Genomic DNA, 21655 nt, shown 5'->3' on the forward strand with positions numbered 1-21655 from the left:
TCTCGGAGGAACATAACTTGAAAAAAAGTTTACTTTTTTTAATCGCCGCAGTAGCGTTCGTTGCTAACTGCTCATCAACAGTAAAAACTATCCCTGGCTTGACTACAGAAACAGTAGCTCTCGCTCCTGCAGACTACACAATCAGTGGTGACACTACTGGTAAATCCTGTGGTGGAAGATTCTTAATTTTCCCTACTGGCGTCACAAACAAAAATGGTTTTGTTTCCAATGCATTTACAACAGATTACATTGAAGCTCAAGCGATCTTTGATGCAATCTCGAAAGTAGAAGGTGCAAACTACCTTGTAAACCCAAGATTTGAGTACGAATCAACTAACTATTTCATTGGTTCTAGCACTTGTGTAACCGTTAAGGCAAAAGCAGTCACTTTAAAAACTGGCCCTGTGAAATAAGGGAGAGCGCACATGAAAAAAATCATTGTTGTTCTACTTTCAGTTACATTCATCATGATGAACTGTAAAACTTCTAGTTCCACTGGTTATATGGCTGGGGTGGCAAATTTGCCATTAGCTGCTGCTGCTTATGATGTTGGACAAGAAACATCTGCAAAAGCGTGTAACTATGAGTTAGGTTGGTTTAGTAACGAAGGACTCAGTTCCAATAGTCGTCCTCAACTAAATACACTTGAGTGGATTGTGACTGTTTATACAGCAGGTATTTACTACATCTATAAGGAAAATTCTGTTGATTATTCAGTCAAGGCTGCAGCAATTCACCGTGCTTTGAAGAAAACTGATGGGGATGTTTTGTTTGAAATGAAATCAACGACTCAAACTGACGGATTTTTCTTTCCAGATGTTTGTGTGACGGTTTCAGGAAAATCAGCAAACCTTACTGGACCTTCTGTTACAGCAAAAAAATAACGAATTGTATTCGTTAGTTGAAATAAAACTTAAGGTTATCACTTAGATTTTGGATCAATGAAAAAGCGGAGATCAAACTCTCCGCTTTTTTTATCTTTAATCTTTCTCATACTCTCCACCAGAATAAAGTAAAACTGGTTTTCCATCTTTTTCACCAAACAGTAAACGCTCTCCCAAATTCCTACCATACCCTAAAATACGAAGGGCATTGTTCGATTCCCATTGGCAAGGGACTTGGAATGTGTTTTCCATACCACCTAACATATAGTATATCGTAAGTAGAGGGAATCCTCTTTTGTCTTTTTCCAATTTGAGTTTGGGAACAATGGCATAGGTTTCCTTTGTGAGAAAGGTTCCAAAATATTTTTCATCTGGGAAACGATTGTCTGGTGTAAATTTGACTCCAATCCCTGCGGTTCCTTTTGGTAAACCTTTAGAATACATTGTAAAGATGGGATTTCCTTCCCAGGATTCAAATTCAATTCGAACTTCATTCAATTTAGGATCATTAATTTTGATGAGACCAAATAACATACGGATTTCAATACCAAATCGTTTCTCTTTTTCGACTAGATCCAAATCAAATCCCATGAGACTGAGTGTCGGTGGGTTTCCTTCTTTGTATTCATGGATTCCAAAGGGGGAAACATAAAAACCGTTCTCCCCTTTCACCAAATTTTTGTTTTGTGGACTTGGGATAGGGCTCGGTTCTGGACGAATGCCCATTTTTTCTTCCCATAACATTTCCATGATCTTAGTATTGATTTCTTTCAAACTTCTTGTTTGCAAACCAAGTGTGTTCCCAGCGACAAAGGATACTATTTCTGTTTGGGGATCATACATTAGGTCTGCAAAAAAAGGAGGTAATGATCCGGAATGCCCGTAAAACCAAATCGTTTTTCCATCTGCTTCGTAATCTGTTTTGAGAACGGGTAACCCAAGTTTCATTTCAAAATTAGTTAATGGTCCAGATTGTGTCCGATGAAATTCTTCAAAACTCTCAGGGGTTAACAGGCCTTTGTTTTCTTTGCTCCGAAAAAAAACCTTCATAAAACGACCCATATCATCAGCAGTCGTGGAAATGGAACCAGCAGTGAGATCTCGAATCACAGGCCGGATGGTCCTGGTTTTCCAAAAGATTCCGGAATACCCAACAATGAGTTCCGAATTGGGTAAAAATTCGAGTAAGGTGGTATGTTTCATCCCTGCCCTTTCAAAAATATGTTTTTGAAAGAAAACTTCGATAGATTCACCTGACACACGTTCAATGATATTACCAAGTAATCCAAAACTCAAATTAGAATAGGAATGAATTTTCCCTGGTTCATTTCGTTCCATCCCTTCCAGAGCTTTTGGCAATGAACGAAAGGAAGTTAAGATGGTTTCATCGTTTGCCTCTGGAGAAAGGAAAAAACCTTTTGTTAGATCAGAAGGAAGGCCTGATTGGTGGGTCAAAAGGTCTCGGATTGTGATCTCACGATAACCTTTCTGTTTTGGTTTAACCAATTTAATTTCTGGAAGATACATTGAAACTGGATCATCTAATTTCAATTTACCAGAATCTTGTAATTGTAAAATCGATATCCCAGTGAATAGTTTTGTGATACTTCCAATTTTGAATCGGTCCACTTTATCTTTGGAAACATCTCCCAATAGTCCCGAATGGACTTCACCATCACCTGTCATGTAAAGATAAGAAAGCGATTTGATTGAAGAAGGGGCTAGAGATTCCCACTTTGAAAGTATTTCCTTTTGGGTTTGGTTTTTCTTTTGTGTTGCGAGTGGAAGTGTGGAATCTCCGCTTGATTGGCACTGAACAAACAATGTGAAGAAAAAAACAAAGATAAGACGGAATGGAAATATAGGATCGATGTTTGCCTGTTTAGATTTACCTCTTCCCATCGAAGGTTCAATTTGAGGTGAGAAATTTTTTGGAAACGATTTGTTTTCCTGATACTTATGCGAATGAATCTTTTTATCTTTCTTCGATTTCATACCATAAGGAAAAAATTTTGGGCTTTCGCAACAAGTCTATAAAATACAAAACTCCCCAAACCTACGGATTGGGGAGTGATCGCTATGCCAAAGGGAAAGAACACCGAACAAGTTCTTTCGACTGGACTCTGTTTGATGTCATTTTCCTAAAAAATTGAAATCATTCTTTAGTCTTGGATCACACTCATTGAGTATTCGGAGATTGCTTCTCTACGTTTTTCTGCGAAATCTTTATGAAACCATAAGTCTTGTGTGGTTTTTGCCGTTTTTTTGTTACCAATCGTAATGGTTGTCATACAATGATCAACCGCATACTTCATGGCTTCTTTTCCTGTTTCCCCAAGACCTTTGTTCCGTTTTTTACGAGTGATTTCAGCACCTTGTTTATTGACTTTTGCAACTAACTTATCATAGTCGGCATCATCAATACAGAAAACAGTTTCCTTTTTTGCATCTTTCCATTTCACATCCACTTCATATAAAGGTGCAGCAGAGATATTGATAAACCCTAAATCAAAAAGTTCAGGCCAATACTCATAAAAGAAAGACAACATTAAGGACCGAATTGCATACCCATCAAAATCCGCATCTGTGATGATACTGATTTTGTCATAGTTGAGTTCGTCGATCGACTTTACCTTTTGGTCAAGAGGAAGGCCTACAATGGCTACAATGTTTTTCATCTCTTCGTTTTGTAATGCCTTTGCAAGTGACATTCCCTTACAGTTGAGTGGTTTCCCACGAAGAGGGAAAAGCCCATGTAATTTCGGGTTCCTTGCGGGGCGGAGTCCTGCAATTGCCGAGTCCCCTTCTGCCACGAATAAAATTCGGCCTGGATCGTTCGGTTTGCCAGTTGGAGGCATCAGCTTAGGGATGTTGTTCCGAGACGCCTTACGGAGGCCTTTCTGAGCATCCTCAAGCTGTTTCATCTGGGTTCTACGTTCCATCACCATCTTAATTTCTTCGATGAGGCCTGTTTTTTTCAAAAGTTTGTCCAAATGTTTGTCCACAGACTTTCGAATGTCCTCATTCAAATCATTGATAAGATAGGATTTATCTTGGGATTTAAAACGTGGGTTGAGGATGCGAAGGTTTACATACATGTGAAAACAACTTCTCACATCATTCCGTGTACATTGAGTGTTCAGTTTTTTCTCTAAGCTCACAATTTGAGATTTTTTACGGATCTCATCACAAAGCCTGTTTTCCAAATACTCAATTGCCGATCCACCTTGTGGGCAAAAGATCGAGTTCACCCATGTGAGAGTTTTATTTTGTCCCACAACAACATAGGTATCCATATGGATTTGTGATGCAGATGTTTTATCTGAATAATCTAATTTGTAGTAAACCATATCGGAGTTACTAAAAATTTCATCAAAACCTTTTTTAAATTTGTATTTTTCTTTTCCGGTTTTGTGGATAAACACAACTTCAAGTCCTGGATTCGACATTGCAATGTCTTGCAGGTATTGCTTCACCAAATTGATGTTAAAGGAAGTATCCAAGTTATTAAAATAAGTTGGATTGAGTTCAAACTCGACAGTTGTTCCGTGGTCTTCTTTTTTAGCAGTTTCTGTAACAGCAGTCATCCCTGTTTTGTCACAAGGTGCTTTTAATTGTTTGATTTGGTCAGCTGAGAGTAATGGGCAATCAACGAAAGTTCCATGTTCATCATAATATAAATGAACTCGCTCCGTATCTTCTTTTGAAAGTTTGAAACTACGAATGACTTTTTTTACATCATCGTGGATACTAAACATCTTTTTGTAAGCCTTACCACTGTTAATGGTTTTGACTCGAAAAAAAGATGACACCATCCGAACCAGTGAAATCCCCACACCATTTTGCCCTGCGACATGGTCTTCTTTCACTTTATCATCAAAGTTTTCTCCATACATCAAATGAAGGTAAACACCTTCTGCATTTTCTGCAGGAATCCCGCGTCCATTATCTTGGATCGTCACTCGTTTACGATCTGTAGACAATTGGATGATGAGTTTGTTCATCTTATCTTTTTCGGGAATGGATTTATCGTTTAAGTTCTTTCTATATTCATCCACACAGTTCATACATGCTTCGTCCAAACATTTTAGTTTGGCGGGGATGTCAGAAAGTTCTTCGTGGACAATATCATACTTACCAGCGTTATCTTTTGTAAAAAAATGTTGTTCAAATGTGGAAAGGGAGTTTTGCCCAAGCCACATCCCCGTCCGCATCCGAACGTGTTCTACGTTTGATAATTTCTTAAAATTTCGCGAATTTCCTGAGGTTTTTTCAGTTTTTTGAGCCATAATACTTTATTTCGGATCCCATTTTTTCTTCAGTTCATCTAACTCATCAGTCATAAAACCTGTGAGTTTTTTATCATCTTTTTGGAGAGCTGTATACTCTGTGTATTTGGTTTTTGCTTCTACAATGGCATCTTCACATTTACGAACTTCTTCCAAAGTCATACGGTAAACGGGAATGGAAGACAACCACTCAAAGTAAACGAACTTCGCTGCTTTTAGTTTGTCCTCAAAATCCTTTTTGGATTTAATGCCCGTTACTTTTTCATTCCATTTTTCTTTGATGAAACGAATGAGTTCTGAGTTACGATCAATTTTTTCTTTTTCTAAACCCGCAAGTCGTTTGAAACGACGGATGAGGTGGGTTTTGCGGAAGTCACAAAATCGTTTGATGATCTCTTCTGGAACAAAGTTACGAAGTTTCCCTTCATGAGTGATCACATTGATGGTAAGTACTTCGTTATTTTCTTTGGAAAAAAGTTCTTTGATTTCTTTCTCAGAAGGTTCTTCCCCTTTTTTGGCAACGAGTTCAATTTTAAACGTTTGGCTTGAATGGTCAATGTAGTCTTTTAACCAGTTGTCTTTTCGTTCAATCAAATCATCTAAGTAGTTTACTACTTTTTCGCGGTTCCAGTTCATCGGAGAATCTACTAAATACAATTTTCCGTCTTCTTTTTTGAACCCGAATGTTGTGGACATCACAGTGTTTCCATTGTCATTTTTAGACAATTTCACTTCACCACCGTACCCTTTGTACCATGGGGTGATTTTTTTTGGTTTCCCAGTTTTTAAATACGTTACTTGTGATTCGATGACATCACTTAATTTATGTGCAGGGATAAAACAACGAAATCCTGTTGCGATCCCTTGGATATTATTGAGAAGGACTACTGGAACTTTTCCAACAAAATGAATGGGTTCGTCTTCTGTTTCATCGTAGTTTTTAACATAATCAATGTCAGGTAAACTTTCAAAAAATCCTAAGTCTTTTGCGAAGTCGGAAAGTTTGACTTCTGTATAACGTGGCGAAGCAATCGCATTAGGATCCAGTACATCCCCAAATGTTCCTTCTCCATGCACTAAAGGATAATTATTAGCAAATGCAAAGTCTTGTGCCATTTGCGAAAGGGCATCTTGGATGGATCTATCTCCGTGTGGATGGTATCCCATCGCAAGTCCCGCGACTTTTACCGTTTTTGTATGACGGTTTCTCGCATCAGAGTTCCACATAGCCCAAAGAATTCGTCGTTGAACAGGCTTTAGGCCATCAATTTCTTGTGGAATCGCTCGCGAATCGCATACATAGCGGGAGTATTTCCTTTGGTCGTCGTTTACTTGGTCTTCAAAGGGGCGTTTCGGATACTGTTCTTCGTTCTTCATGGTTCCAAATGACACAGGGGTGCGATGAATTGACTTGTCAAGCGGTTTTCCCTTTTTAGACTGGCGATACGCACCTATCTATGTCCCCACAAACGCAAGAACACTCCCGTTTTCATTGGCTAATCTGGTTCTTGATTTTTTTTTCTGGATGGAGTTGCCAAAACCTAAATTCACTACTTTCAAGAGACCCAAAATCTGAAATCCCTGCATCAGTTCTCTTTCTCAAATCACCTAGAAAACTGAATGCAACTTTCTTTAGAGATGGCTCTTCACACTACCGTTGTATCCAATGGGAACCAGGAAAATCCACAGGGTTTGCCGAAAAAATCGAGTTTAGTTTCTTAGCTTATGACTCAAGTTTTATCTCAAAAATCAATTCTGAGTTTGGGAATGAATTAATCGATTCATACAAACTGATATGGAATCGAAAAGTTGGAAAATTCCAAAAAGATAAGTCTGATAAAAAAATAGTCTTCGTATACAAAGAATCTTTCTTTAAAGAAACAAAGGGAAATACACTCGAATCTCTTCTTGAAAATCAAATTGCTTACAAAGAAAACAAATCATCGATTGATGAATTTGAAATTTTTGAATTGAGTGGTGACACAGGTGTCCTTTTGGAAGAAGGGAATCGTTCTGAATTTGGTGGAGACAATCGTTGGTCACATAATCTTGGATCAAATCAATTTTTTACTTCCTCCAGTACATTTACAAAACTAAACAACCAAACAGTCATTACAGAACATACATCAACACATTACGATTATCACCAATTGAGTTATGAATGGAACGAAACAGAACCAGACAAACTCTATTTCAAACCGATCTTTAAAGAAAACAATCTACAATTATACTTTGTTCCTCCCTACACCAATGGCCTTACAACCAAAACCAAAGAACCATTCGGTTACAAAAGAATGGGAGATTTTTTACTCAAAGAGGAAATAAAATGACAGAAGTTCGTACCCGTTTTGCCCCATCCCCATCTGGTTTCCTTCACGTTGGTGGAGCAAGAACTGCCTTATTTAATTATTTATATGCGAAGGCAAAAAAAGGTAAATTTTTACTACGGATTGAAGACACAGACCAAGACAGATCCACAGAAGCATCATTCAAAATCATTTTAGAATCTCTTAAGTGGCTCGGAATGGAATGGGATGAGGGACCAGGTGTTGGTGGACCTAACGGACCCTATACACAATCAGAAAGAATTCATATTTATAAAGAATACACAGACAAACTACTAAAAGAAAAAAAGGCATACAGATGTTTTTGTACTGCAGAGGAATTGGATGGCAAAAAGAAACAAGCCGATGCCATGGGAATTCCTTATATCTATGATGGAAAATGTTCAGATTTATCCGATGAGGAAATAAATTCCCAATTAGAGAAAAAAACTCCTTTTACCGTAAGGTTTAAAACTCCTCACAAAATTGTTATCGTAGATGATATGATCCAAGGCAAAGTAAAATTTGAATCCAAACTCATTGGTGATTTTATCATTGTTAAATCAGATGGATTCCCTTCGTATAACTATGCTGTGGTGATTGACGATGCTCTGATGAACATCACCCATGTTATCCGTGGTGTTGGCCATCTCTCTAACACTCCTAGACAAATTTTAATCTTTGAAGCATTTGGATTCCCACTCCCAAGGTTTGCCCATGCGAGTGAAATTGTCGGAACGGATGGAAAAAAACTTTCGAAACGTGCTGGTGCTACCTCAGTACTTGCGTTCCGTGATTTAGGTTACTCCAGCGAAACCATGCGAAACTATATGGCACTCCTTGGATGGACTTCCCCCGATGGAAAAGAATATATGAGTGATGAAGAGTTGTGTTCTGTGTTTGATGTAGAACGATGCTCTAAGTCCCCTGCTACATTTGATGTCTTTAAAAAATTAAAAGAAGAAGAAAAGGAATCCGTTGATTTTAATAAACTAACAATTCTTGGTCTTGCAGAATATTTAAATCCGAAATCGAAACTCAATTGGATGTCGAACAAATACATCCGTGACACAAAGATCGAAACGCTTGGCAAAGCATTGGAACCATTTCTAGTAGACTGCCAAATCCCAGATGCCTATAAATCAGGAGAAAACGCCCAACTCCTCTCCATCTTAGATTCTGTTCGTGTGTATCTCGACCGGCTCATCCAAGCCCCGCCTTATATTGAAGAATTCTTCTTGGAAAACGTTACTTTTGAGAACGAGGAAGCAAAACAATTGGTACTCGAAGGCAAAGGGAAGGAAGTGGTCACAGAGTTTTACAAAATTGTAAAGGCTAGTTCTCTCACCACTCCTGATGCCTACAAAGAAACAATGGCAAAAGTAGGAGAAATCACGGGAGAGAAAGGAAGGACACTGTTTATGCCAATTCGATCCATTACCACGGGGAAATCCCATGGTTTGGAACTCCCAATCCTTTTTAGTCTCCTCGGACAAGAGAAGATGGTGAAGCGAATGGAACAGCTGGCAGGTCTTTTAGGCATTTCACTTAGGTAAATTTTTTACTGGTTCGTTCGGTTTTCCGGTATTTTTGACTTTTTTTCTCACTTCGCATCGTGTAATATGATGAGAGAGAGGAAAAGGCGGCCATTGACAGCACCATCAGAAGTGATTCCCTATCTGTTAAGCCCATCACCTGGGTCATACGCCATGTTTTTACCTCCCGATATGTCTTCTGTGAAACAATTCCGCCAGGAATTAAAACGGACGCTGGAAGACAATGGTTTCAGTAACGATAACATCATGCAAATCGAACTGGCTGCGGATGAAGCTCTCACCAATGCAGTGGCCGCAAATGTTTCTTGTGAATGTGATGAAACCATCATTTGCCGTTGGCGGATTGATTCCGCAAAGTTCACTTTGTACATTTTAGATTACGGATCAGGACTCTCAGGTGAATCTCCTGTCCCTGACAATGACAAAGAATTATTACGCGCAAACCAATCCCAATGTTTTTCCACCTTCCTTGACCATATCAAAAATCACCAAAGTAAAAAACCTGATACCCTTCCTTATAATGGTTCTGGCCAAAAACATAAGAACATGGGAAAAGGATTGAAAATAATCAATGCCATGATGGACTCCGTTAAAGTAATGTTTCACGGAGAAGGAATGGTAGACGAAGCTCCGGCGGGGTTCAAAGTAATGGGCTCCATCATCGCACTCGAATACGACCGTTCCAAACACTTATAATTTGATCCTACATATCAATACATCTCGCGAATGGCGTGGTGGAGAACAACAGCTTTATTATCTCGTTCAAGGTTTGGCCAATTATAAAATCCCACAAATGGTTGTGGGCCAACCAGGTTCCCCTTTGGAAATCAAGTGCAAGGAAAATGGATATACATTTTATCCAATTGAAATGAGAGGTGAGTGGGATAGAAAAGCATATAAGAATATTCGATCTCTCTGTTTATCAAAAAATATCAAACTTATCCATACACATACTGCCCATGCGCATACTTTGGCTCTTCTTGCAAAAAGAAAACACTTAAACATCCCTCTCATTGTATCCAGAAGGGTAGATTTTAAACCAAAAACTAGTTTTTTCTCAAAGTGGAAATACCAACATCCAGCAAACGACTATTATCTGCCAGTTTCTCAAAAAATCAAAGAAGTGATGATCAGTAGTAAAATTGATCCCGAAAGGATTATTACTGTATATTCTGGTATTGATTTGAAACGTTTTACAAAAATAACACCACACGAATATTTACGCGAAGAATTCCAAATTCCAAAAAAAGCTGTTGTGATTGGAAATGTGGCAGCCCTCGTTGATCATAAAGACCAAGAAACTTTAATCCATGCCATCTCAAAAATGAAAACCAATATCGATTTTCGTGTTTTGATTGTTGGCGAAGGGAAATTAGAAAAAAAACTAAAAAGCCAAGCAGACAGTTTAAATCTTAACGATAAAATTATTTTTACTGGATATAGAAAAGATATCCCCGCCTTACTTTCGCTATTTGATATATTTACCCTCACTTCCAAAGAAGAAGGACTTGGCACAGCTATACTCGATGCAATGGCATGTAGTTTACCCATAGTCGCAACAAATGGTGGTGGGATTGGAGAAATGTTAAACCATAACGAAGGTGCTTTTGTATGTCCAGTGGGTGATTCAGAATCCATAGCTCTAGGACTCGATAAACTTGTTTCTTCAGATGAACTTCGTATTCAATTTGGAAATTTCAACAAAACGTCCGTTAAACGTTTTTCGGTTACTAAAACAATCGACAAAACAAAACTAATCTATTATTCATTCTTGGGTGATTCTTTGTACGGAGAAGGGAAATGAGTGGAAGACTATTAATCATTGATGGACATGCACTTGCATTTCGAGCTTATTTTGCCTTTGCTGCTTCCAATTTAACAAATTCCAAAACAGGACTTCCAAGTGGTGCGATATTTGGATTTTGGAGGATGCTCTTCAAACTTTTACAAGATGAACATGTAACACATATTGCCTTCACTTTTGACCCAGGCACTCGGTTAGAAAGAAATGATCTTTATGAAGAATATAAAGCCCATCGAAAACCCATGCCTGAGGATTTAAAACCTCAAATCCAAAAGCTCTACGAAATGTTACAAGCCCTTGAGTTTCCAATGTATAAAATCAATGGTATCGAAGCAGATGATATCATTGGTTCCTTATGTAAAAAATTTGGAAAAGATTTTGAAGAAATTGTAATCCTTTCAAGTGACAAGGATTTATACCAAGTCCTAGACAAAAACATACACATGTTACGTGGCAAACGCGGAGTTTCCGAATTTGAGAAAATTGATCCCAAGTGGGTAAAAACAAATATTGGCATCACAAAAGAACAAGTGCCAGATTATATGGGACTTCTCGGTGATGCTTCAGATAATATTCCTGGTGTTAGAGGGATTGGTGAAAAAGGCGCAGCCAAACTTATCCAAGAATTCGGAGATTTGGAAACCATTTACAAAAAAATCGATAAGGTAAAAAATAAATCTCTGATTGATAAACTCATTGCCGAAAAGGAAAATGCATTTTTATCGAGGAAACTAGCAACCATTGTCACCAATTTAAAACTCGATATCAAAAAATCTGACTTAAAACTTCCAAACTACTATGATCCCAAAAAAGTACAATACTTCAAAGACGAAGGTTTTAATGTACTCCATCGTGATCTAGCAAAACAAGCTGGAATTCCTATTGTGAACGATGGAGAGACAAAAGAAGATACTCCTTCCGCCAAAAAATCATCAAAAGGAAAAAAAGAAACGAACACGGAAGGTTCTGTTGAAGTTTCCAAAAAAGGAAAAAATTCAGTTACGACTACTTCAGTTGTTGCGAAAAAATCTTATAAACGAATTCAATCCATCGATGAATTAAAAAAAATCGTATCTAAACTCGACTCCAAAAAACCAATCTCGATCGATACAGAAACAACCTCACAAGACCCAATGATGGCAGAGTTACTTGGGATTTCCTTTTCTGAAGAACCTGGAGTTGCCTATTATATCGCATTCTCACATTCCGAATCCATTTATAGCCACCTACTCCCATCCTGTGAAGAAACACTTGCCATCCTAAAACCAATGTTAGAAGACCCTAAATGGAAAAAATTAGGACAGAACATTAAATACGATTTACTCGTGTTTCGCAATCATGGAATCGAACTCAAAGGAATTTACTTTGATACGATGCTTGCCTCCTATCTTTTAAATCCTGGTGAAAGACGTCATAATATGGATGATATGGCGGTTGATTATCTTAACTATAAAACAATCACCTATGATGAGTTAGTAGGGACAGGAAAAAAGAAACAAAATCTTTATGATATAGATCCTGATAAAGTTTCAGAATATGCTTGTGAGGATGCTGACATCACCTTACAATTACACAATACATTGGCTCCAAAAATGGAGGAAAACATTCATAAAAAATTGTTTTATGAAATGGAAATGCCTGTATTACTCACTTTGGCAGATATGGAGTATGAAGGTATTGCTGTTGATAAAAAGTATTTTGAAGAATTATCTGTCACCTTTGAAACTAAAATCAAAGAACATGAGAAAAATATCCATTTTTATGCAGGAAGACAGTTCAATGTCAATTCTACAAAAGAATTACAAACTGTTTTATTTGAAGACTTACGACTCCCTGCGGAGAAAAAAACACAAACTGGATATTCCACAGACCATTCTGTTTTGGAATCCTTACAAGGCACTCATCCGATTATTGATGACTTGTTATCGATTCGAAAATTCTCAAAATTAAAATCTACATATACTGACACTTTGCCAACTCTTGTGAATCCAAAAACCAATCGGATCCATACAAGTTATAACCAAACTATTGCCGCAACGGGTCGACTTTCTTCTACCAATCCAAACTTACAAAACATACCCATCAAAGATGAGGAAGGAAGGTTACTCCGAAAAGGATTTATTGCTAAAAAGGGAACAGAAATTCTATCACTCGATTATAGCCAGATCGAACTTCGTATCATGGCCCATTTTTCCAATGACCCCAACATGATTGATGCGTATAAGTCTGGTGCAGATATTCACAAACGGACTGCAGCTGGGATTTTCGGAGTTCCCGAAGACCAAGTAACACCAGATATGCGCAACAAAGCAAAAGTTGTAAATTTTTCTGTGATTTATGGAGTTACTTCGTTTGGTCTTTCCAACAATTTAAGAATCAGCCGCAAAGAAGCAAAAGAGTTTATCGAAAAATACTTTGCCGCATACAAAGGTGTCGCCACCTATATGGAAGAAATTGTCGAATTCTGCAAACAGAATGGTTATGTTGAAACCTTACTTGGTCGCAGGCGTTACCTTCCTGATATCCATTCTTCACATAAAATGGTGAGCGAAGGTGCCAAACGTGTTGCCATCAATTCCCCGATCCAAGGTACTTCTGCCGATATGATCAAAATTGCAATGATTCGGATCCATGATAAAATCAAAAAGGAATCTTTTCGATCTAAACTTTTATTACAAGTTCACGATGAACTAGTATTTGAAGTGGAACCAAAAGAAAAAAAAGAATTTTACCAAATGGCAAAAGAGGAAATGGAAAAAGCCATGGAACTCAAGGTCCCAATTGTCGCACAAGGGAAGTTTGGTGGAAATTGGGATGAAGCACATTAGGCCAGTTATTGGTCTACTTTTCTTTTTTGTCCTTTATCTTTGGAACTTTCCAGTTGTATTTGAATCAAACTTACTACTTGGAAAATTTGATTGGGACTTATACACTTTCCATATCGAATTTTTACGAAAATCGTATTTAGAGTTTGGAAGTTTCCCGTTATGGAATCCATATTATGGTGCTGGTTTTCCCGTATGGGAAAACCCATCCAGTAAATTTGGAAGTTTTACCCATTTATTTGCACTTTTTGTTCCGAGCATCACAGCTCTTAAAATCAGTTTTGTTTTTTACTTTGTACTCGCTGGGTTATTAAATCTTCACTCATATCAAATTTACAACAAATCATCAAACCTAACATCCATTCTATTCGTTTGTTTGTTCCAATTCTCAGGGTATTTTTTTCAAAAATTTTATGCAGGCCATATGAACCAAATCCATGGTTTGTTTTTACCTGCTCTTATTTTTTATTTTCTCTACTCGATTCAAAATCAAAAAAAATTAATTGTGGGACTTATTATTTTTATCACCTATATATTGTTATCTGAAGGAGCAATTTATACCATCACACAGGCGACCTTTCTTATATTCTTTTTGAGTGGTCGGGAAATTTTCCTTTCGAATCAAAAAAAGAAATCGATCTTTCAATTTTTGCTCATCAGTTGTTTGGTCTTAGTGGTTCTTTCCTTCAAATGGTTGCCTATGGTGTTGTTTATATTCCAGGTTGGGAGGTATTTTGTACCAGATCAATTCCCCTTACAACTTTCCGATTTCTACCCAATCTTTTTTGGTTCCTCCCAACACCCACTACTTTCCCAATCTATTTCACAAATGCAATATCGCTATTGGGAATACGGAAACTACTTAGGGCAACTTCCCCTATACCTACTTCCAATACTTGTATTCACAAAACGTAAACTTTGGTTTGTACTGATTCTTTTCATTTTCACAATTTGGATCATGATCGGCAAAGGAAATTGGATAAACCCAGTGACTTTCTTAGAACAAATTCCTATCTATTCTTTAGAACGAGTGTATCCAAGATGGAGTTTGAGTGTTGTTTTTTTGTATGTTTGGTGTTTGGCGGAAGTGATACAAAAATTTTCAGAAGCATTTAAGGAAAAATACAAAATCTATTTTTTCGGTATGGTTCTCATTTTGCTTACTTATCATACGCTCGATGTGAGAAAAATGAACACAAAATTCTTACATGAAATATTTGTTTTAAAACCTCCTACGCTCGATATCCAAAACAAAGAAACTTATCCCATCACTGTGAATTCAGTTCCTGATTACGGTTCCGACTCACGAATGTTCCCTGCCATCACAGCAAACCTCTCCATCAACGACATATACGAAAATCTAACATTTTATTTTTCAAATCAACCTTTTGATTCGAAGGATTACCATGGTGAATTTTATTTATACCCTTCTTACCAAAGCATCCAACCAATCGAATGGAAACCAGACCAATTTACTTTTGGTCCTTTGCCAAAAAGTAAAATCCTTGTTTTCAACCAAAAATTTCACCCTGGATTTGTCACAAACCTTCCAGATGTCACGCTATGTTCGTGGAATGGGTATTTGGCGGTGGAACTAAAAAAAGAAACCAGCTCACTAGTGGTTGAATATTCAGTGATAAAGGCTGCTCGTTCGAATATAAAAAAGGAGAGTCGTTGCCTGTTTTGATTTTTTAGTTGTGTCACAGATTTGTAATGATACAAATTAGTCATTCTTTCTCGGAATTTCATTGGAATGTCACATAATCGTAACCGAGATCTTTTAGCTTACTTGAGTAGATAAAAACGAGGAAACAAAATCCTATGAAACCAAATACTATTAATAAAACAGAACGAATTTTAGAAGTTCGTTTAGCAGAAAATCAACTCGAAATTGAAAGAGCACTTGCATTACGTTATGAAGTGTTTAACTTAGAAATGGGAGAAGGCCTGCCACAATCTTCTGCAACTAGGAAAGATCGTGATGAGTACGATTTGTACTGCCATCATTTGATTGTAATCGATAAATCCACTGACGATAAAAAAATCGTTGGTACATACAGAATTCTCACTCGTCAAAATGCAAAGAACGGAATTGGTTTTTATAGTGAAAACGAATTTGATATCACTTCCATTTATAATCTACCAGATGAAATTGCTGAGGTAGGACGTTCTTGTGTTCACCCAGACTACAGAGATGGTTCAGTGATTTCTTTGTTATGGCAAGGCCTTGCAGAATTCATGAACAAACATAATGTTCGTTACCTTATGGGTTGTGGTTCAATCCACTCTACTGATGCATCCGTTGCTTCTCAATCTTATGGATTCTTAAAAGCAAAAGATGCGATTGCCCCTGAAGAATTCCGCGTGTATCCAAACCCAGATTATGTTCTCCCAGGATTTGATGCAAATTTCCATGTTGAAGATCCTAAGGTGATCTCCAAAAATATCCCACCACTTTTGAAAGGTTACCTTCGAGTGGGTGCTAAAATCTGTGGAATTCCTGCACTGGATTCTGTTTTTGGTACTACAGACGTGTTTATTCTTTTCGACCGCAAGGAAATTACGGAGAGATATGCGAAACACTATATGAATGCATGAGCCAAAACCAGGAAATTGATTACCAGCACCCCACAAAACAGGATCAAATTCGATTTTTCGCTTTTACCTTAGTTTTGGTGATCTTTATCACTGCTGGTTATTTCCTGGGCATTCCTCGGTATTATCTCGGATGGTTTTCATTTGCAATTGCATCATTTTCTGTGGCTGGAAATGATGCAGTTCAAACCATCGGAACTTTTATCGAAAGTAAAAAGTCAGTCCATTGGTTACAAAAGATCCTCGTATTTGGAGGTCTTTTATTTTTAGTCCACTTACTTGCCTGGTTTATCCACGGTGGTGAAATCCATTTTCATCGATTAGATTCCATTCCAGAAACTAAAGAATTCAATTTACTACAATTACTCGCACCTGTCTTACTCGTTGTCATCACAAGGTTACGCGCACCCGTATCCACAACATTTCTCGTCTTAGGTTTGTTTGGTGGGAAAAGCATCGACCAAATGTTAACCAAATCCTTTTTCGGGTATGGACTTGCTTTCCTTGTTGCCATCATTGTTTGGGCAGTACTTGTCAAAGTGGATCCACACGAATACCATGAAGTCCATACTCCTGATCCCGTATCGGAAAGGCGTTGGTCTCGCCTCCAATGGTTCTCAACAATGTATTTGTGGGTGGCATGGTTATTCCAAGACACAGCCAACATCGCAGTATTCCTTCCAAGGCAGCTAGGTTTATTTGAATTCCTTATGGCGGTCTTCATTCTTATCTTTGCCCTACTCATCATCATCCGCACAAACGGAGGTACGATCCAACAGGTAGTCTCTGAAAAATCGGACATCCAATGGGCAAAGGCTGCAACGATTGTTGATTTGGTGTATGGAAGTTTGTTATTTTTTTTCCAAGCCATCAGTAACATCCCGATGTCCACAACCTGGGCCTTCCTTGGTCTCCTTGCAGGTCGTGAGATCATTCTGAATGTGATCACTTACAAAGACCTTCCCTATTTGGACACCTTTCGTAAGGTCGGAAAGGATGTGGTCCTTGCCACACTGGGGATCGTTGTTTCGATCCTAATTTTTTTCCTTTCGTATTTCTTATATCCTGACCAAAGGCAATCCACCCCATTGGAATTCTGGAATCATTCAAATCAGGAAGACTCCTTATAATTCTCTTTGACAGTTCTCCCAATTGTCAGGGTAGTGTCATATATGAGATTGATTCTCACATACAGAGACAAGGAGCCATTATGTCAGTCGCAATGATGTTACGAGAGGGGACGGCACAAAAACACGAGGAAACTGAAAAAGTTCCTTATATCCGTGCTATTTTCCGTGGGGGACTCGATGCCCAAACTTATACTTACCAATTAGAAAGTTTACATGCCGTCTATAAGGTGATGGAAGACCTTTACCGCCAAAATAAAGATAATCCAATCCTTTCTAAATTATACTTTCCAAGTTTATTCCGTGAAAAGGCATTACAGGAAGACATTGTTACCTTCCAAAAAAAGTTTGGCACCAAACTGAGAGGGGAAGTTTCCAAAGCTACTCAAAACTATATCAATCATATCCAAACGACTGCAAAAACAAAACCGGAACTTTTGGTTGCACAAGCTTACGTGCGTTACTTGGGGGATTTATCAGGTGGCCAAGCAATCAAAAAAGTAGTGGCAAAAACCTTTGGACTAGAAGGAAATGATGGAACTGCATTTTATGAATTCCCTGAGATCGAAGATCTTATGGCATTTAAAGGGATATACCGTCAAAATTTGGACACATTACCTTTGGATGATTCACAAAAAGCAGAACTACTAGAAGAAGCCAAAACAACGTTTGATCTAAACAAATTTTTGTTCATCGAACTCGATTCCGATTTAAAAGAAAATATCGGAATGGAACGTTACCAAACTCTTCTACCAGCAGGTTAATTTTTGGGATTCCCGTATACACTAGTAACTTTAGTATTTTTATCGATGTTGCCGGTCACAATGATAGTGCCGGTAGTTAAGGACATCGTAAAGGATCGATTGCTCGGATCAAACTGGGAAGTAGCTTATTTTACAAGTATTCCCATGTTAGGATCTTTTTTATTCGCTCCTGTTGCGGGAATCATATCTGATCGTTTTAAAAACAGAAAATACTTCATCAGTTTTTTCTGTTTTTTGGACGCTGGACTTTTTTATCTCTTAACAATCGTTAGGGATATGGATTTATTTTTATTCATTCGTTTTTTAGAAGGTGCCGCTCATATTTTTATCATCGGTTTACTTTTAAGTTCTGCGGCCGACCAAGAAAATGATCCAAAAAACAAACGATATTATGGTAAAGGGATTCTTATGGGGATCACCGGGATGTTTTTATCACTTGGTGGTGCTTTTGGTATGCCACTCGGAATCCTTGGAAGGAGTAATCCATTATTACCTTTTTATGTTGGATCATGTATTCTAATCTTTGTTGGTCTCATGAGTTTTCTCATGTTAAAAGACAAGGGAATTCACAAGGTGAAAGATTTTAAATTGAGTGATTTAAAATTAGCAATTTTTGAAAATCCATTTCTATTTGTGCCATTTCTATTTAATTTTATCGATCGTTTTACTGTTGGTTTTATTATTTCATCCTTTAACATTCACTTAAGAGAAACCTTAGCATTCCATCCTGGAATGCTCGGAGTTTTTTTAGGCCTTGTTCTCTTTCCGATGAGTTTGTTATCGTACCCATCAGCCTTACTATCTCGCAAAACAGGCGTTCTTCCTTTAGTCCTTATTGGATCCACAATTTATGGAATCTTTTTGGGATTATCAGGCACAACGAATAACTATTGGTATTTATTTGTATTTTTGCTGATTTGTGGTATTGGTGCAGGAGTGATGTTTGTTCCATCCATGATGCTTGCAAGCAAGATGTCAAAACCTGGACTCACGGCTACCACTATGTCCGCATTTACGGGAGTGGGATCGCTTGGGTTTATGTTAGGTCCCATAGTTTCTGTGCAAATGCAGTCGGTTTTTAATTCCTTCTTACCCCAAGAATACAGTTTTTCTGCCCTTTCCTTCTTTTTTGGATTTTTAGAGATTGGACTTGTTTTTATGACAATTCCATTTTTTAAAAAGATTTTGAGTAAAATCAACCGAATCGATGAAGAAAGAGAAAAGATTACACTTGCCAATCCAGATCCAATCCTGTAGAATTTTTCCGAATCCATTTTAGGAAAGGTTTATGTTCAAAAGATTATTAATTCTTAGCACACTCGCTTCGGTTCTATTCCTTGTGTCTTGTTCTTCTGGGAACAAAGTACAAGCAGGTAGCACAAAGGTTCACCCACACACAGCACTCCGCAAACTTGAAATTGATATGATCAAGGTAGGAGATGGTTTGGTAAAAACAGAAGCGGTACTTGGCAAACCTACTGAAAAAACAATCGATCCAAGTGGAACCGTCATGACATGGTATTTTGCTGAAGATCGCGATGTTCCCGAGCAGTATTACACTCTCAAAGAAAAACCAGATGTTGTTGAAAAGTTTCTAAAACTTACGTTTGACCCAAAAAACAAAATCACCGCAAAAGATTTTAAACTATAATATCACGGCGTAACATCTGTCTCGGAATCTGATTCAGTTTCGAGATCAGTAGGCGCAGGGAATGGAAAACCAGGGAAACTTGGTTTTTCCTTTCCTTCTACATCATCATCTAACAAATCGATGGTGGTAAAACCTAACAAAAAGTCAAAGGCTTCTGCAATATTAAATCCAACTCTCGCTCCACCGTAGACTCCTCCCACAACTTCAACATTCCAAGAATATCCTGGTGGGTAACCAAATGGTTTTAAATCTTCTTTGGGTAGATAAATTAAGAATTCTTTTTGGCCCGTGCTTGCAACGATGTCTTTTGTGAGCTCCCTGCGAAAATATTCTTTTTTGCGAGCTTTTCTTTCTTTTACGGGATCATAAAAATAAGAATAATATCTCATTTTATAACTTTTAAGGTTAGCCCGTTCATCGTTTGTGAGAGGAATTCCTTTTTTGTCCACAAGCCAATTGCCTTTCGCATCGAGGACAGGAGAACCTGAATGAAAACTCTCACCACCTAAGATACCAAAGACGAGTTGTTGCGAATGATACCCACCAATCTCACCACCTCGGATTCCAACTCCACGACCCAAATCACGTTTCCCCATGGCCGATTCTCCACCTTGGAAAACAAATCCAATAGGAAGTGGTCCTACTTTAACAGCCGCTCCATACATGGGGGTTTCTGCTCCCACAGTTACGATATCTTTCAAATCATTTTTACGATTTTTCCAATAGGTGGCACAATTCAAAAAAAATAAAAGGCAAAGGATAAGACCGATAGAGCGCATTCTTTTCCAATTTTTTTCATTTTCTACTTTTCGGAATCAAAAAAACAAACTTTTTGGGAAGATATGGCTTCTTTTGAAGATTTTCCCATGATCGAAGTGAAAAAAATGAACGAAACGGAAGTTCGACTCTTCAGTTTATTGTTTAATCTTTTGAGAGAACCTAAAGGAATTAGTTTCCAAAAATTCAGAAACATCATGCCGAGGTTTTACAAAAACGAAGACATTGAATCTGATAGAAAAAAACTCTACCGCGATTTGAACCAATTAAAAAGCCTTGGGTTCAACATTAAAGTAGCTCAATATGGATACCAATCCGAAGATTTTTTTCCTTATTATATCCAAAGAGAATCTATCGATCGTTCACTAAAATTTACAAAAGAAGAATTGGAACATTTATCCAAAACTCTTTTTTCTTCTGAATTAACGAAAGAACTAATAAGTCTGTCTCAAAAACTATTCTCATTTCATTTGGATTTAATTCCAGATTTATCAAAACGTTCTGTAAATCTTGAAACTGAAGAAAACACAATCGACACAACCAATACGGAAAAAATTTTACAAGCCATTAAAGACAAACGCGCCATCACTATTGTTTATGGTTACGAAGAAAAAGAAAGGACCATCGAACCATACCGATTGATTCGAAAAAATACCACTGATTTTTATGTGTTAGCTTACGATCGAAATAAAAAATCATTACGTAGGTTCATCCTTCCCAAAATCGCTGTAAAAAAAGAAACCAAAGAAGAATTTTTTTCGAATTTAAAAATTTCAGATGATGATTTAAATTTTCATCCACTTTCTTTAAAGACCCATCCTGAAATTGAAATTTCTTTCCAAATCCACCCTGAATATGATGATCGTTGGAAATCTTTTTTAGAAGGTGCAAAATTTGAAAAAACAGGTTATGAATACAAAGTGTATACAACCAATCAAAATGCATTGTTTCAATTTTTTGTCATCCTACCTGAAGCTCTGGTGGAAAGTATTCCAACATGGAAAGAATCATTTGTCCGTTATGTAAAAGAATGGGAAAATTGTTACCAACTCATTTGAT

The 21655-nt window shown here is 37.6% G+C and carries 18 protein-coding genes; 14 read left to right on the plus strand and 4 right to left on the minus strand.

Annotation, left to right across the window (positions count from 1 at the left end):
* Positions 1-17 precede the first annotated feature (17 nt).
* Both EHQ43_RS07180 and EHQ43_RS07185 read left to right on the plus strand, forming a co-directional pair.
* A complete protein-coding gene (locus EHQ43_RS07180) occupies positions 18-413 on the plus strand; it encodes a hypothetical protein (RefSeq protein ID WP_135770499.1) in 396 nt (131 codons plus the stop codon).
* Positions 414-425: 12 nt separating this feature from the next.
* Positions 426-884 carry an LEPBI_I0682 family protein gene (locus EHQ43_RS07185; protein ID WP_135770502.1) on the plus strand — a complete coding sequence of 153 codons (459 nt, stop codon included), beginning with the start codon at positions 426-428 and terminating at the stop codon, positions 882-884.
* Positions 885-980: 96 nt separating this feature from the next.
* Here the strand turns inward: EHQ43_RS07185 and EHQ43_RS07190 are convergent, their stop codons facing one another.
* The 3 genes from EHQ43_RS07190 to EHQ43_RS07200 form a co-directional block, all read right to left on the minus strand.
* A complete protein-coding gene (locus tag EHQ43_RS07190) occupies positions 981-2879 on the minus strand; it encodes a serine hydrolase domain-containing protein (protein WP_135770504.1) in 1899 nt (632 codons plus the stop codon).
* 167 nt (positions 2880-3046) lie between these two features.
* Entirely contained in the window at positions 3047-5173 is a 2127-nt protein-coding gene (locus tag EHQ43_RS07195) for a toprim domain-containing protein (protein WP_135754535.1), read from the minus strand.
* 6 nt (positions 5174-5179) lie between these two features.
* Positions 5180-6550 carry a DNA gyrase subunit A gene (locus EHQ43_RS07200; RefSeq protein WP_135754534.1) on the minus strand — a complete coding sequence of 457 codons (1371 nt, stop codon included), beginning with the start codon at positions 6548-6550 and terminating at the stop codon, positions 5180-5182.
* A gap of 80 nt (positions 6551-6630) precedes the next feature.
* On the opposite strand from EHQ43_RS07200, the gene EHQ43_RS07205 reads away from it, so the two are divergent.
* The 11 genes from EHQ43_RS07205 (at position 6631) to EHQ43_RS07255 (ending at position 19819) form a co-directional block, all read left to right on the plus strand.
* On the plus strand, positions 6631-7503 hold the full coding sequence (locus EHQ43_RS07205; protein ID WP_135770506.1) for a hypothetical protein: 873 nt from the start codon (positions 6631-6633) through the stop codon (positions 7501-7503).
* Positions 7500-9053, plus strand: a complete 1554-nt coding sequence (gltX, locus tag EHQ43_RS07210; RefSeq protein ID WP_135770508.1) for a glutamate--tRNA ligase — start codon at positions 7500-7502, stop codon at positions 9051-9053. Before EHQ43_RS07205 ends, gltX begins: the two co-directional genes overlap by 4 nt.
* Before the next feature lie 93 nt (positions 9054-9146).
* Entirely contained in the window at positions 9147-9749 is a 603-nt protein-coding gene (locus EHQ43_RS07215) for an ATP-binding protein (protein WP_244242690.1), read from the plus strand.
* Position 9750: 1 nt separating this feature from the next.
* The gene (locus EHQ43_RS07220; RefSeq protein ID WP_135741089.1) at positions 9751-10857 is read left to right on the plus strand and encodes a glycosyltransferase; all 1107 of its coding nucleotides are present in this window, start codon (positions 9751-9753) and stop codon (positions 10855-10857) included.
* Entirely contained in the window at positions 10854-13685 is a 2832-nt protein-coding gene (gene polA, locus EHQ43_RS07225; RefSeq protein ID WP_135770510.1) for a DNA polymerase I, read from the plus strand. The genes EHQ43_RS07220 and polA overlap by 4 nt, the downstream gene beginning before the upstream one ends.
* Positions 13672-15369 carry a glycosyltransferase family protein gene (locus EHQ43_RS07230; protein ID WP_135770512.1) on the plus strand — a complete coding sequence of 566 codons (1698 nt, stop codon included), beginning with the start codon at positions 13672-13674 and terminating at the stop codon, positions 15367-15369. The genes polA and EHQ43_RS07230 overlap by 14 nt, the downstream gene beginning before the upstream one ends.
* 134 nt (positions 15370-15503) lie before the next feature.
* Positions 15504-16280, plus strand: a complete 777-nt coding sequence (locus tag EHQ43_RS07235; protein WP_135754530.1) for a GNAT family N-acetyltransferase — start codon at positions 15504-15506, stop codon at positions 16278-16280.
* Positions 16277-17407: a hypothetical protein gene (locus EHQ43_RS07240; protein ID WP_135770514.1), complete on the plus strand. Its 1131-nt coding sequence runs from the start codon at positions 16277-16279 to the stop codon at positions 17405-17407. The genes EHQ43_RS07235 and EHQ43_RS07240 overlap by 4 nt, the downstream gene beginning before the upstream one ends.
* 80 nt (positions 17408-17487) lie before the next feature.
* Complete coding sequence (locus tag EHQ43_RS07245; RefSeq protein ID WP_135741084.1) at positions 17488-18168, plus strand: biliverdin-producing heme oxygenase; 681 nt, start codon at positions 17488-17490, stop codon at positions 18166-18168.
* 3 nt (positions 18169-18171) lie between these two features.
* Positions 18172-19425, plus strand: a complete 1254-nt coding sequence (locus EHQ43_RS07250; RefSeq protein WP_135770515.1) for an MFS transporter — start codon at positions 18172-18174, stop codon at positions 19423-19425.
* Positions 19426-19456: 31 nt separating this feature from the next.
* Positions 19457-19819, plus strand: coding sequence for an LIC13410 family lipoprotein (locus EHQ43_RS07255; RefSeq protein ID WP_135770517.1), 363 nt, complete (start codon positions 19457-19459; stop codon positions 19817-19819).
* Between the two features lie 2 nt (positions 19820-19821).
* Here EHQ43_RS07255 and EHQ43_RS07260 read toward each other — a convergent pair whose 3' ends face one another.
* Positions 19822-20598: an LIC13411 family adhesin gene (locus EHQ43_RS07260; RefSeq protein WP_135754526.1), complete on the minus strand. Its 777-nt coding sequence runs from the start codon at positions 20596-20598 to the stop codon at positions 19822-19824.
* 63 nt (positions 20599-20661) lie between these two features.
* Between EHQ43_RS07260 and EHQ43_RS07265 the strand changes: the two genes are divergently transcribed.
* The gene (locus EHQ43_RS07265) at positions 20662-21654 is read left to right on the plus strand and encodes a helix-turn-helix transcriptional regulator (RefSeq protein ID WP_135754525.1); all 993 of its coding nucleotides are present in this window, start codon (positions 20662-20664) and stop codon (positions 21652-21654) included.
* Position 21655 lies beyond the last annotated feature (1 nt).

The sequence above is a fragment of the Leptospira bouyouniensis genome (genome assembly GCF_004769525.1).
Lineage (GTDB): Bacteria > Spirochaetota > Leptospiria > Leptospirales > Leptospiraceae > Leptospira_A > Leptospira_A bouyouniensis.

Excerpts from the sequence above, each read along its gene's own strand:
- EHQ43_RS07185 (WP_135770502.1), top strand. The coding sequence starts at position 426 with ATGAAAAAAATCATTGTTGTTCTACTTTCAGTTACATTCATCATGATG.
- EHQ43_RS07190 (WP_135770504.1), bottom strand. The coding sequence starts at position 2,879 with ATGAAATCGAAGAAAGATAAAAAGATTCATTCGCATAAGTATCAGGAA.
- EHQ43_RS07195 (WP_135754535.1), bottom strand. The coding sequence starts at position 5,173 with ATGGCTCAAAAAACTGAAAAAACCTCAGGAAATTCGCGAAATTTTAAG.
- EHQ43_RS07200 (WP_135754534.1), bottom strand. The coding sequence starts at position 6,550 with ATGAAGAACGAAGAACAGTATCCGAAACGCCCCTTTGAAGACCAAGTA.
- EHQ43_RS07205 (WP_135770506.1), top strand. The coding sequence starts at position 6,631 with ATGTCCCCACAAACGCAAGAACACTCCCGTTTTCATTGGCTAATCTGG.
- gltX (WP_135770508.1), top strand. The coding sequence starts at position 7,500 with ATGACAGAAGTTCGTACCCGTTTTGCCCCATCCCCATCTGGTTTCCTT.
- polA (WP_135770510.1), top strand. The coding sequence starts at position 10,854 with ATGAGTGGAAGACTATTAATCATTGATGGACATGCACTTGCATTTCGA.
- EHQ43_RS07230 (WP_135770512.1), top strand. The coding sequence starts at position 13,672 with ATGAAGCACATTAGGCCAGTTATTGGTCTACTTTTCTTTTTTGTCCTT.
- EHQ43_RS07235 (WP_135754530.1), top strand. The coding sequence starts at position 15,504 with ATGAAACCAAATACTATTAATAAAACAGAACGAATTTTAGAAGTTCGT.
- EHQ43_RS07240 (WP_135770514.1), top strand. The coding sequence starts at position 16,277 with ATGAGCCAAAACCAGGAAATTGATTACCAGCACCCCACAAAACAGGAT.
- EHQ43_RS07245 (WP_135741084.1), top strand. The coding sequence starts at position 17,488 with ATGTCAGTCGCAATGATGTTACGAGAGGGGACGGCACAAAAACACGAG.
- EHQ43_RS07255 (WP_135770517.1), top strand. The coding sequence starts at position 19,457 with ATGTTCAAAAGATTATTAATTCTTAGCACACTCGCTTCGGTTCTATTC.
- EHQ43_RS07260 (WP_135754526.1), bottom strand. The coding sequence starts at position 20,598 with ATGCGCTCTATCGGTCTTATCCTTTGCCTTTTATTTTTTTTGAATTGT.
- EHQ43_RS07265 (WP_135754525.1), top strand. The coding sequence starts at position 20,662 with ATGGCTTCTTTTGAAGATTTTCCCATGATCGAAGTGAAAAAAATGAAC.